11 protein-coding genes are annotated in these 12622 nt (G+C 31.8%); 8 read left to right on the plus strand and 3 right to left on the minus strand.

Annotated elements, in window-relative coordinates; translation table 11 throughout:
• Nucleotides 1-2 precede the first annotated feature (2 nt).
• From ACFS5M_RS09610 to ACFS5M_RS09620, 3 genes are all read left to right on the plus strand, one after another.
• The gene (locus ACFS5M_RS09610) at nucleotides 3-824 is read left to right on the plus strand and encodes a DUF4249 domain-containing protein (RefSeq protein ID WP_183488238.1); all 822 of its coding nucleotides are present in this window, start codon (nucleotides 3-5) and stop codon (nucleotides 822-824) included.
• A gap of 160 nt (nucleotides 825-984) precedes the next feature.
• The gene (murQ, locus tag ACFS5M_RS09615; protein ID WP_183488239.1) at nucleotides 985-1806 is read left to right on the plus strand and encodes an N-acetylmuramic acid 6-phosphate etherase; all 822 of its coding nucleotides are present in this window, start codon (nucleotides 985-987) and stop codon (nucleotides 1804-1806) included.
• A complete protein-coding gene (locus tag ACFS5M_RS09620) occupies nucleotides 1793-2026 on the plus strand; it encodes a DUF6095 family protein (RefSeq protein WP_183488240.1) in 234 nt (77 codons plus the stop codon). Before murQ ends, ACFS5M_RS09620 begins: the two co-directional genes overlap by 14 nt.
• Here the strand turns inward: ACFS5M_RS09620 and ACFS5M_RS09625 are convergent, their stop codons facing one another.
• Entirely contained in the window at nucleotides 2027-2527 is a 501-nt protein-coding gene (locus ACFS5M_RS09625; protein WP_183488242.1) for a DinB family protein, read from the minus strand.
• A 177-nt stretch (nucleotides 2528-2704) separates the two neighbouring features.
• Between ACFS5M_RS09625 and ACFS5M_RS09630 the strand changes: the two genes are divergently transcribed.
• Nucleotides 2705-5650, plus strand: coding sequence for a CHAT domain-containing protein (locus ACFS5M_RS09630; RefSeq protein ID WP_379898674.1), 2946 nt, complete (start codon nucleotides 2705-2707; stop codon nucleotides 5648-5650).
• Here ACFS5M_RS09630 and ACFS5M_RS09635 read toward each other — a convergent pair.
• A complete protein-coding gene (locus ACFS5M_RS09635) occupies nucleotides 5645-6370 on the minus strand; it encodes a tetratricopeptide repeat protein (RefSeq protein WP_183488246.1) in 726 nt (241 codons plus the stop codon). The genes ACFS5M_RS09630 and ACFS5M_RS09635 overlap by 6 nt on opposite strands.
• Complete coding sequence (locus ACFS5M_RS09640; protein WP_183488248.1) at nucleotides 6363-6926, minus strand: RNA polymerase sigma factor; 564 nt, start codon at nucleotides 6924-6926, stop codon at nucleotides 6363-6365. Before ACFS5M_RS09640 ends, ACFS5M_RS09635 begins: the two co-directional genes overlap by 8 nt.
• A gap of 137 nt (nucleotides 6927-7063) precedes the next feature.
• Here ACFS5M_RS09640 and ACFS5M_RS09645 point away from each other — a divergent pair, with 137 nt between their 5' ends.
• From ACFS5M_RS09645 to ACFS5M_RS09660, 4 genes are all read left to right on the plus strand, one after another.
• Nucleotides 7064-8413: a T9SS type A sorting domain-containing protein gene (locus ACFS5M_RS09645; protein ID WP_183488250.1), complete on the plus strand. Its 1350-nt coding sequence runs from the start codon at nucleotides 7064-7066 to the stop codon at nucleotides 8411-8413.
• Nucleotides 8414-8645: 232 nt separating this feature from the next.
• Nucleotides 8646-8792, plus strand: coding sequence for a hypothetical protein (locus ACFS5M_RS09650; protein WP_183488252.1), 147 nt, complete (start codon nucleotides 8646-8648; stop codon nucleotides 8790-8792).
• Between the two features lie 57 nt (nucleotides 8793-8849).
• Nucleotides 8850-9242, plus strand: a complete 393-nt coding sequence (locus ACFS5M_RS09655; protein ID WP_183488254.1) for a hypothetical protein — start codon at nucleotides 8850-8852, stop codon at nucleotides 9240-9242.
• 89 nt (nucleotides 9243-9331) lie between these two features.
• Nucleotides 9332-12277: a tail fiber domain-containing protein gene (locus ACFS5M_RS09660; RefSeq protein ID WP_183488256.1), complete on the plus strand. Its 2946-nt coding sequence runs from the start codon at nucleotides 9332-9334 to the stop codon at nucleotides 12275-12277.
• Nucleotides 12278-12622: the final 345 nt, after the last annotated feature.

The following is a 12622-nucleotide window of genomic DNA, read 5'->3' on the forward strand; positions in this document are numbered from 1 at the left end:
CCATGAAGAAATTTATTCTTATCATTTTAATTAGTACCTTTTTATGGTCTTGTGAAGATGTCATAGATATCGATTTACCAACAGAAACACCTAGATTGGTTATTGATGCATCCATCGATTGGTATAAAGGCACCTCAGGAAATGAGCAATCCATCAAGATAAGTCTCTCTGCACCTTTTTATGATAGCGAAGTTCCTCCTGCCAATAATGCTATTGTTACAATAACAGATACAAATAGTAATACGTTTCAATTTATTGAAGATGGCGATACTGGTATTTATCAAAATAATACTTTTATTCCCGAAATAAATGGTGCTTACACCTTAACTATTCTTTATGATGGCAATACATATACAGCAACCGAAACCCTTAAATCTGTTAATGAAATTACACATGTCGAACAAAACATTGAAGGTGGCTTTACAGGTGAAGAAACAGAAATCAAGGCCTTTTTTACAGACCCTGAAGATGAAGAAAATTATTATTTTTTCGAATTCATCCCTAGCTTAGATGTGACTCCTACATTAGACACCTTTAAAGATGAATTTGTAAATGGAAATGAAATTTTCGGATTTTATGTCGAAGAAGATTTAGATCCAGGCGAAAGTGTCATCATTAGAAATCATGGGGTTTCCGAACGTTTTTACGAGTTTATGTTTGTCCTTTTACAACAGTCTAGCGATGGTGGTGGCGGACCTTTTGAAACGCAACCAGCAACCGTTCGCGGCAATTGTATTAACCAAACCAATCCAGAAAATTTTCCTTTTGGCTACTTCAGACTGTCTGAGGTCTCCGAATTTACCTATACTGTTATTGATGAATAATATTTGGGCGTTACCAAGACTAAAAGTCTTGGTCGTGCTTTCACTACTCGCTTTTTTAGTGGTCACCTTGAGCGTAGTCTAAAGGTCTATAATAAACTAAAAAGAGCTCAAACAAACCGTTCAATCACTAACGCAAAACAAAATTTCGTAGTTTTACAGTATGACATTTATAAAAACCACAGAACAGGACTCCAACTATAATCATCTAGAGAACATGTCTGTTTCAGAATTATTGAAAAATATAAATACTGAAGATAAAACAGTGCCTTTAGCTGTAGAAAAAGCCTTGCCGCAAATTGAAAGCTTAGTAAAACAAATCGTTCAAAAGCTAAAATCTGGTGGACGCTTATTTTATATTGGTGCAGGAACTAGTGGTCGTCTGGGTATTTTAGATGCTTCAGAATGTCCACCAACTTTTGGAGTTACTCATGATTTAGTCATCGGTCTTATTGCAGGAGGTGATTCTGCAATAAGAAAAGCGGTTGAATTTGCAGAAGACTCAACAAGTCAAGGCTGGGAAGATTTACATCATTATAATATCAATTCAAATGATGTCGTAGTAGGAATAGCAGCTTCAGGAACCACGCCTTATGTCATAAGCGCCTTAGAACATTGTAATCAAAATAATATCATTACAGGCTGTATTACTTGCAATCATGAAAGTCCGCTTTCACAAACTGCTCAATTTCCAATTGAAGTCATTGTAGGTCCTGAATTTGTTACAGGAAGTTCTAGAATGAAAGCAGGAACAGCACAAAAACTAGTGCTCAATATGATAAGCACTACAGCCATGATTCAACTTGGAAAAGTGAAAGGGAATAAAATGGTGGACATGCAATTAAGCAATAACAAATTAGTCAATCGAGGTGCAAAAATGATTATGAATGAACTTCAGGTTTCCGAAGAAATCGCACAAAAACTACTTGAAAAACACAAAAATGTAAGGTTAGCAATTCAAAATCATAAAAATGGAAACGAATAGAACAGATAAAGAACTGTTAGTAAAAGGTATAAAAACTATGGGTATTACGTTGGCAGGTATGTTTTTAGGACCAACACTACTCTACATTGGTTTTTCAAATGAAGATAAACCTTTATATATTCCACTCATTATTTCTGGAATTATAATTTGTGCCTTAGCAATCTATTTTGCTTTTAAAGGCTTAAACATAATCATGAACAGTATGTTTAAGAAGAAATAATTATTCAGTTACAACATGCTTTGGTGTTGTTGGATTATAACCGAAATTTTCATCATCCATAACTATATTTAATCGATCCAATATATAATTTATTATCGCATAATGATGAATTGTATGACTATTAGCTTGAGCGAGTAAAGCTGAAAAAGTATATTTTAATTTTGCTTTCCCCAAACCTAAATCATCAATAACTACAATTTCTCTATCTAATTCTAAATCATTCAACTTTTGTAGTTTTTGAACGATATTATCTAAATAACAAATAGCCGTTTCACAGTACGTCTCAACATCTAAATTTCGGTCTCTAGCCGTTAAATCAATTTCATTTTGTGATTCACTAAAAATACAAGCATAAAAATCTAAAATATGCCTAATATGTGAACCAATACTTGAGTAATAAGGAGATACCGAAAGATTTCCAAACTGTTCATCAGACAATCTAAGTAGTAAAAATCGTGATTTATTAAGTGTATTTAAAGAAGATTGAATGAGTATATTCATGAAAACTAAAATAACTAATTAAATTGAAAATAAAAATTTTTATCCACTTAGTCTCATATTACGATGATTCTTACATTAAAAGATTGAAAAAATCGTACCTTTTGTTCTGAATTTTCATAGTATATAATGTCCAATTGTAAAAAAACAAGTCTTTTTTTTGTACATTTTTTTGTAGTGATGTTTGTTTATAGTCAAACTTCAAGCTATAAAAGCAATACTCAAATTGCTGATTCTCTTGAAGAAAATGGTGGAGAGTATTTAAAAGCACTTCCTTATAGAACTCTTGCTCTAGAAGAAACTAAGCATTCTGAAGATTATAAAAAGCATATAGAAGCAAAATGGAATTTCACAAAATCGTGTATTCTTGAAGGCTATGGAGGTTTAGAAAATCACACTGAAGCTTTAGTGTATTCTCGAAAGGCTAGAGAAATCCTGAATTCATCTTCAAACCCTAGTATTTGGTTTAAACATCTTATTGCCAATAGAATCTATCATCAATATGGGTATACTCAAAATTGGAAAATGACTTTAGTTGAAGCTAAAGAAAACTTAAAGATTTTACAAGATACCTTACCTGAAAATTACATAAAAATCTTACGCATTATAGACGATTTAGGCTTTATCAATACAAAGCTAAACGACTATCGAACCTCCTTAACATACTATAATAAATCTATTGATTTATATAAAACACATCACCAAGAAAATAAAATAGATTTAGCCATGAATTATAATTCTTTGGCTGTCAATTATAACGCTTTAGGCTTGAAAAACAGAGAATTAAATGCGTTGCTATTATCCGAAAAATATTGGAAAAAAATTAACAACAAATACTATCCATCATTTTATAGCTGTTATAAAAAATTAGCCTCATGGTATTTGTATTATGGCGATTATAACTTAGCAGAAACTTATTTAAATAAACAATACAGTATTATTGATTCTTTAAAGCATAAAAAGGCAGAATTTGTATTTGAAAGAAGACGTAAGTATTTAGATTTATATTCAAATTATATTGATTTAAATCTGAAAAAGAAAGATTATAAAACTGCTAAAAAATATATTGGTCTTGCGGAAAACGAGTTAAAAGCATCTACACGAGAGTTTATTGAAGATGTTGAATATGAATCACTTTTGTATTTATATTACTCGCAGTTACCAAGTACTCCTGAAAAAGAGGCCATTGAATTTATTAAAAAATCTATCGATTTAACAACTGAATACAAAGAATTATTTTTTTTAGATCCAACACCTTATAAAATTGCTCTTTTTGAAAAACTTAAGACCTTAGAATTTGGCACTGAATCTGAAGAACTTTTAAAAAGTATCCTTTCAAATTACACACAAGATAATGCACATGAGCAATTCTATTTAACGGCTAATTACGGTAATTTATTTTCTAAAAAAGAAGATTATAAAACTGCGGAACAGTATTTTTTAAATGCTTTTAAATTATTAAAAAAAGAAAATTTAAATCGTATTAACCTAAATACTTTGAAAATTAATGATCTGAAATATTTTGATTCATTTGAAGTCATAAATGGAATTCTATTAGTCGCAGAATCGTATTCTAGTAGGTTTCAAAATTCTAAAAACACATTACATTTAGATACGTCTCATAATTTATATCTTTTAGCATCAGATGTTTTTAATAATCTCTATTTAGGCAAAAGATATAATGAAAGTTTATACAAAACCTATAAAAACATTGAAAACGGACTTACAAAAACATTAGTTCTTATGCCTTCCGAAGAGAAAATAATAGCATCAATTGAAGCATTAGAACAAGCATACTCTAAGCTAACTTGGTCAAAATTTTTATTCAATAAACAAAAGCACAAACTAAATATTCCAGACAGTATCTTAAATACTGAAGCCGATTTAAAAAACCTCATTACTTACTATCAAAATGAGCGTTATTCAGAAAACGAAAAAGGGCATTTAGAATCTGACACTCTAAAAAACAGAATCAACAACCTCAAACTAGAACTCTCTAATTTACAAGATGTTATAAAGAACAACTACACGAATTACTATTCTAGAAATTATAATACATTTCAACTTTCTACATTTAGAGAAACACTAAATAAGAATCAACTCGTGGTAAAATACATATTGAATAACAACCAAGTATATTGCTTTAGTATTTCAAAATCTAAAATTGATTTTAGAGTATTAAACGTGTCAAATTCAATTGAAGAAGATGTCACTAATTATGTGAAAACAGTGGCTGATTTTAATTCTGAAAACACAACATATTCAGAAAAATTGAAACCTATAATTCAACCCATAATTGAAAGTAAAAAGCATACAAGTATTATAATCATTCCTGATGAAATATTAAACTATCTGCCTTTTGAAACACTCTTTAATAAAAAAGATCTATCTTCATATAACACAAGTTACGCATCGTCATTAACCTTATTAAACGAACAAAATAACCTTGTTCTAAATAAAGATCTGCAAATTGGTGTTTTCTCAACAAATAATTCATCATCAGAACTGCCAAGCATTACACAAGAAACTAGTACTATATTAAATTATTTCACTGGAAAACACTTCAAAAATGCATCAAAAGAAGCCTTTTTAAATAATGCGAACAGTTATACTATTTTGCATTTAGCAATGCATTCCAATATAAATAATGAAAATCCGGATTTTTCAAATTTAGAATTCGTTGATGGCGATTTATTGGTCAGTGAATTATATAACAAAAGCATAAACGCCAAATTAGCGGTTTTAAGTGCTTGCGAATCTGGAAGTGGAAGTTTTGAAAAAGGTGAAGGCATACAAAGTATTTCAAGAGCGTTTACCTATACAGGAATTCCAAGTACTGTAATTAGTTTATGGAAAGTTGACGATTTGGCTACATCTAAAATTATGAGTGCTTTTTATAAGTATTTAAAAAATGGAGACACAAAAGATGAAGCGCTTAAAAACGCAAAATTAGATTATCTAAAAAACACTCCTGAAGTCGCATTACAACATCCTTATTATTGGGCTGGATTTGTAGTTTCTGGTAACACAGATGCTTTAGTGGCAAGTCATTCTTATGTTTTATATTTTGGAATTGCTTTCCTTTTGGCAATTCTAATGTTCTATTTCTTTAGTAAGAAATCATAATTTTTTAAGCAATGCTTTGGCATCTTCTTTTTTGAAAATTCTCGATTGATCCTCAACGATATTAATCAATAACGTTTTCGCATTACGCACGTCACCTTTCTTCAAATAAGCTAAGGCTAAATACCATGGTGTCATTTCAGAAACCGCATCTTTAGACTCTAAATGTGCAGTGAGTTTTAAAATAGCGTCATCTGTTTCTTGCAATTCTAAAAGAGAAATCCCTTCATAAAACAAGAATTCAGAATCTTTTGTCGATACATATAAATTACGAAACAACGTCTTTGCTGTTGCATAATCTTCCTTTTGATACGCAATAAAAGCATCTACTTTATCTGTTTTAGAATTTCCATCTCGAACAATAGGTTGCACGATATTTTTTGCTGGTTGGTAATAACTTGCAAAAAGGTCATCACTAGAATAATCGCTATTAACATAATTATATAAAACGGCTAATGTTGTAAAAAGCGCAATACTAGCTGCGACTAACCAAATTTTTCTGCGAGGTGTTTTGTCTACGTTTTTAATAGAATGATCTAAATTTTTAAAATGCTGTTTTAATTTTTGGTGTTCTTTTTTATGAATCGCATGCTTCACACGCGTTTCAAAATCGACTTTAGTTGCAAAATCAGAATCTGTTTCTATTAAGCGATTAAATAATACTTTCTCTTCCTCAGAAAGACCATTGGAAAAATAATTTGTTATTAATTGTTCTTTATCCATTTTGTTCTTGTTTGTAAATCAAATCTTTTAAAGTCTTTAAACATCTTGATTTCTGACTTTTCACCACATTATAATTATCATATTTAAAATAGGCTTGAATCTCTTTTAATGTTAATCCGTCGTAATAAAATAACTTTAAAAGTTCTCGGCATTTTTCGCCTAAACCATCAAAACCATCATTTACTTTTTTTTGCAATTCATCTATGTTATCATTATAATCAAACGGACTATAAAAATCATCTTCAAAAACATACTCTTGTTCAAAATTTTTAGTTTTACTAATCGTATTGAACCTCTTGTAAATCATAAACTTACCAATTGAAAATAAATAGGTTTTAATACTGCTGTTTAGTGACTTTACTGTTCCATTTACAACATTATCCCGCAAAGCAATAATAGAGTCTTGATAAATATCTGTAATATCATCTTCATCTAAACCAAATTGATTGCTAAACTTAACAAAAGGCAACTTATAATTTCTATATATAGCATCTAAGAGCTGCATATCTCCTTTTTTAAGAGCGCTTTTAAGGTGTTCAAAACTGGGTTCAATCATTAGTTATAGAAACAAGGAAAAGGTTAACATCTTTTTTTAAAATACTAAAATAGAAATAAGTATTTAAACTCCTGTTAACCTTTTTAAAAATTGAGTACCAATGATTATAAGCACAACTAAACTAAACACTTATTATCATGAAAAAAAATACATATTTATCCATCCTTATTATTTGCTTACTAGTAAGCTATACAAGTGATGCACAAACGGTTTATCAACTAGATCATATACATAGATATACATGGGAAAATGATGATTGGTTAAGAAACGTAGAAGAATATTACGACTATAATATTGGTGGTATAAAAGAAACTAATGTTCTAAATAAAGTGTCGGCTGATGGCATTTCATTCACAGATAATTTTCGCCATACTAAATCTTATAATTCTAATAATTTTATTATAGAAGATGTTAAACAATTGTGGAATGGTAGTACTTGGATAGATGATACAAAAACATCTACAACCTACGATGGAGACGATAATATCTTACAAGAATTACATCAAAAACATAATGGAGTAATCTGGGAGAATGAAACAAAAACAGAGAACACTTATACTGAAACTGTAGAAGAAAATTTTTTCTATGATAAGTATGAAGATGATACTTGGGTACTTAAAAGGCAAGCTATAAACACATTGACAGATGAAGGCTACGATGTAGAAGTTTGGTCTAGAAATTATAGCACAGAAGTATTTGAGCCAAATACAAACGATATATATACAATTTCAAATGATTTAATTGAAAGCATAATATACCAATCTTGGGATGCAACTTTAACTGTACCAGGCTGGAAAAATAATGAACAATTAATTATTACTTATACACCTGAAAATGTATATGAAACACTAGAGTATTATTTGTGGGATAACAGCCTTATGGACTGGGAAACTGAACCATATAATAGATCTACATATATAAGAGATGATGCAACCTATAATCTTATTATTTTAAGTGAAAACTATAACGGAAGTGCTTGGGAAAACGAATTTCGTAGTTTACAAATTTATGATGTTAATGACAATGTATTAAGCACAGAATGGCAAGAATGGGATTCTAGCTTAGGCACTGGTGGCGACTGGTTTACATTTAGTTTTGTGCCATCGACTTATGATGAAAATAACAACCACACACAAGTTATTTATCAATACAATTATGATGAAACCGAGCTTGAAAATAGTTCAAGAACTGATAAATTTTGGTCTGAAGCAACAGCTCTAAGCGTTAGCTTCAATAGCATTGAAAACATAAGCCTTTACCCAAACCCAACTACAGATATTATTAATGTAAAGTTTAAAAGTCCAACCACTTATTCAAGTGACGCATTATTATATGATATGCAAGGAAAATTAATCCATAAAGTAATAATAGAAGCAGGAAACAGCACCGCAAAAATTCCTATTAAATATGAAGCCGATGGTATGTATATGCTACATATAAATACCAAAACATCTACCCAAACTTATAAAATAATTAAAACCAATTAATCAATACAATTTAAAAGTTATGAAAATTAAAATAGAAATATTACTAGTCTTAGTTATAACCCTCAGTGTAAGTTGTGTTGGAGAAGACCAAGAGTTTGGAAACACGTCCTGCTATAATGAGCGTTCTGAACTATTAAATAATGCATATACGCAGATAGATGAAGCTTTGAATTTTTGTAACAGATGCTCTCCGGAGGAATGCGCAGAGAGTGCTTTTATAACTGCGACTTATTTGGCTACACTAACTAGATACAAAACAGATTGGAGGGAATCAGAAGGAGGCTGTTCTGAAAGCGAACTTGTTCAACTTGAAAGCCAGATAGATGACAATATGGCGTATTATAGAGAACATTATGAGGATTTTCTGGCTTGTTCATAAAAATCACAACAAAACCAATTGTAAGTATAAATCATTAATGCCTATAAACCTGTATACATGAAATCAAAAAAAATATTATTTCTAACATTTATTACTCTATTTATTAGTTGTTCGAAGGAGGGTGCCGAGGCCTTTCTAGAAGCAACTGAGCGGCCATGTTATGACATCATAAATGAAGAGATAAATGATCGCCATGAAGAGGCTAATTATCAAGCTAGTCTTTTCCAGAGGCCAGATGGTAGTTGGGAAACCATTGAAGATTGCATGGCCATACTGGATATTTATCGGGGTTATTTAGAATTTATTGAAACACATCAGGAATATTTCGATCAGCATCGCGATAGTTTTGAATGCAGTGAATATGATCTTAATTCCATTGAAAATTTATATACTGCTCGAATACGAGCGGCAAATCAAACCATTGATTCTTACAGTCTTAGTTGCGGATAAGGTTTAATATGTATTCTTTATAATTTAAAAAATGAAAAAAAGTAGCTATTCTATTTTTCTAAAATACTATCAATTTAAAACCAATCATTATGAAAAAAATACTATTAATTTTAATCACCTTTCTATTTACTAGTCTAAGTTTCTCTCAGAGTAAAGGGATTAACTATAAAGCCCTAATTAAAGATAATAGTAATAATGTACTGTCCAATCAAAATATAACTATTGAGTTTTCAATTCTAGAAGGACCAGAAATAAGCTTTACAGATGTTATCTATATCGAAACACATATGACTACCACTGATGCTAATGGAATTGTTATAGTGAACATAGGAGAAGGAGTTCCTTTATCAGGATTTGAAGGTGGTTATAGTAATATAGATTGGAGAGGTTACTTTGGTTCGCACTTTTTAAAAGTACAAATAGATTCTGGTTCTGGTCTAACTGATATGGGCACAACAGAAATTAAGGCTGTACCTTATGCTTTATATGCGGAAGACTCTAACTATTCAGGTCTTGAAAATATTGATGAAGGTAATGGTAGTGGATGGAGATTTATTGGAATGAATCCCGAAAATTATGGCCTTATAGCTAATAGATCGGTTGATTTGAGCTATAGTCCAGTGGCTTCTACTTCTCACGGTGCTACTGGAGAATATGCTACGGCTCTTGGGTATCAAACAACAGCATCTGGTCAAAAATCCTTCGCATCTGGCGTTAGTACTATTGCATCATCATCACAATCTACAGCAATGGGTGCTGCTACAATTGCTTCAGGATTTAATTCGGTAGCCTTAGGGCTTAGTACTAGAGCAGAAGCGCCTAACACTACAGCTATTGGCCTTTACAATGTTGGGGGTGGCGATCCTCTATTGGCATCACCAACCGATCCGTTATTTGAAATTGGAAATGGAAATTATGTGGATGGCACTAATGATAACCGTACCAATGCTTTAACAGTATTAAGAAATGGAACCATTACTGCTCCTAGTTTTGAGATATCAGAAATTACAGATAACAAAGCTTTAATTACTAAAGAATTTGCAGATGCAAACTACTCTGGAGGAGGTGGCGTTTCAACAGGACTTGAAGCCATAGATGAAAGTAATGGTATAGGCTGGAGATTGCTTGGACGAGATCCAGCTAATTATGGAAACATAGGCTTGAATGCTGTTGATTTTAGTTATGGTTTAACTGATAATTATTATGGAGCGCTTGGTCAATTAAGTTTTTCTAGCGGTTATTTAACTAGAGCTTTAGGTGAAAGTTCTTTTTCCGCTGGATCATCTACTTCTGCTTTAGGGTATTCATCTTTTGCTGCAAACTCTTCAACTGAAGCTAACGGAAATCATTCTTCTGCTTTTGGTTTCTTTACGCAATCTGATGCATATGCATCATTTGCTATTGGAGGTAATAATGTTGGAGGAGGAACTATAGACAGTTGGGTTGAAACAGACCCTTTATTTGAAATAGGAAATAGTAACCAGGATGGTGTACAAAATAGGAGTAACGCATTAACCGTTTTAAAAAATGGAACCATTACAGCACCTAGTTTTGATGTTTCAGAAATTATAGATGATAAAGCATTAATCACCAAAGAATATGCAGATGCTAATTATTTAGGAGGAGGTTCAGGTACCAATCCAACAGGACTAGAAACCCTTAATGAAGGGAATGGCTTTGGTTGGCGTCTTGCTGGTATAAACCCTGATAATTATGGGAATATAGGCGAAAATGCTGTGGATTTAAGTATTAGCAATTCAAATGCTGATTTATATGGAGCAACCGGTGAATATGCTTTTTCTTCAGGTTTAACGACAATAGCATCTGGAAGTTACTCTACAGCTATGGGAGCTGGTACAGTAGCATCTGGAAACGTTTCTACAGCAATGGGAGTAGGTACAATAGCTGATGATTTACATTCTACTGTTGTTGGAAGAAATAATGATAATACTGTTTCTACAACCACATTGTTTCAGGTAGGAAATGGTGCGCGTAATAGTGAACGCTCCAATGCTTTTACAGTATTGGTAGATGGCACCATCACAGCACCAAGCTTTGACATCGCAGAAATTACTGATCCAAAAGCTTTGGTTACTAAAGAGTATGTAGACACAAACAGTTCTATTGCTTCTGGTCTTGAAGCTATAAATGAAGGTAATGGTATGGGTTGGAGATTCGTAGGTAGAAATCCAGCATATTTTGGAAATATAGGCCAAAATGCCATTGACTTTAGTTTTAGTAATAATAATTCTCTTGTACTCGGAGCTACGGGTTATGGTTCTTTAGCTGTTGGAATAAGTGTAGAAGCCAGTGGAAATTATTCTTTTTCTCAAGGAGGTTCAACAAAAGCTTCAGGATTATATGCTGTTGCTTTAGGATACACAACAAATGCATCCGGATCTCAATCAATTGCAATGGGAGGTTTCAGTTCTGCATCAGCTAGCTTTTCAGCTGCATTAGGACGTAATACCATTGCTGATGATATCAATTCAACTGTAGTAGGAACCTATAATGATAACACAACATCTACAACCACCTTATTTCAAGTCGGAAATGGTACATCAAGTAATCGTTCAAATGCTTTTACAGTATATCAAAATGGTAATGCCATTTTAGCAGGAGCATTAACCCAAAATTCAGATAGACGTCTTAAAAAAGATATAGAAGATTTAAATTATGGTTTAGATGAAGTCTTGAATCTAAACCCTGTGAGTTATCATTGGAAACGCAATCCAGACCAACCAAAATCTTTGGGTTTAATCGCTCAAGACGTACAAACTGTTATCAACGAAATTGTACATACTGCTGAAGATGAAACCAAAACGCTAAGTGTTAGCTACACAGAATTAATTCCTGTGCTTATAAAAGCCATTCAAGAGCAACAAGAAGTTATAGAGAATCAAAATGAAGTCATTTCAAGTCAAGATAAAACCAATACAGAACAGACTGAAATATTACAAGCGCTATTAATACGTGTCGAAATACTAGAAAATAAAGATAAAATTGATTCTAACAACAGTATAACAAAAAAATAATCTTTTATCACTAAAATTCGTAAACACTAAATATAGATAAAGTCCAGTTTTATTTTTTAAAGTTGGACTTTTTTTATGGCGTGTTTTTAATAAAAATAAAAACCGTGCTATCCGTTATATCTTTTTATGGGAGTTTTTATAAAGTACTTATACTTAATAATCGAGACCCCATAAAAAGGATGCCGCTGCTATCACTCACGCAGATTTAAGATTCATTATAAATTCAGTAACTATTACGCATAAAAAAACCCTTCATTAAATAAATAATGAAGGGTTTAAAAAGGCGACGACCTACTCTTCCACAATGTAGTACCATCGGCGCAAATGGGCTTAACTTCTCTGTTC

Source organism: Lacinutrix iliipiscaria, assembly GCF_042686125.1.
GTDB classification, from domain to species: Bacteria; Bacteroidota; Bacteroidia; order Flavobacteriales; family Flavobacteriaceae; genus Oceanihabitans; species Oceanihabitans iliipiscarium.

What these genes read in the sequence shown, in the direction of transcription:
- ACFS5M_RS09610 (WP_183488238.1), top strand. Translation starts at nt 3, where the DNA reads ATGAAGAAATTTATTCTTATCATTTTAATTAGTACCTTTTTATGGTCT.
- murQ (WP_183488239.1), top strand. Translation starts at nt 985, where the DNA reads ATGACATTTATAAAAACCACAGAACAGGACTCCAACTATAATCATCTA.
- ACFS5M_RS09620 (WP_183488240.1), top strand. Translation starts at nt 1,793, where the DNA reads ATGGAAACGAATAGAACAGATAAAGAACTGTTAGTAAAAGGTATAAAA.
- ACFS5M_RS09625 (WP_183488242.1), bottom strand. Translation starts at nt 2,527, where the DNA reads ATGAATATACTCATTCAATCTTCTTTAAATACACTTAATAAATCACGA.
- ACFS5M_RS09630 (WP_379898674.1), top strand. Translation starts at nt 2,705, where the DNA reads ATGTTTGTTTATAGTCAAACTTCAAGCTATAAAAGCAATACTCAAATT.
- ACFS5M_RS09635 (WP_183488246.1), bottom strand. Translation starts at nt 6,370, where the DNA reads ATGGATAAAGAACAATTAATAACAAATTATTTTTCCAATGGTCTTTCT.
- ACFS5M_RS09640 (WP_183488248.1), bottom strand. Translation starts at nt 6,926, where the DNA reads ATGATTGAACCCAGTTTTGAACACCTTAAAAGCGCTCTTAAAAAAGGA.
- ACFS5M_RS09645 (WP_183488250.1), top strand. Translation starts at nt 7,064, where the DNA reads ATGAAAAAAAATACATATTTATCCATCCTTATTATTTGCTTACTAGTA.
- ACFS5M_RS09655 (WP_183488254.1), top strand. Translation starts at nt 8,850, where the DNA reads ATGAAATCAAAAAAAATATTATTTCTAACATTTATTACTCTATTTATT.
- ACFS5M_RS09660 (WP_183488256.1), top strand. Translation starts at nt 9,332, where the DNA reads ATGAAAAAAATACTATTAATTTTAATCACCTTTCTATTTACTAGTCTA.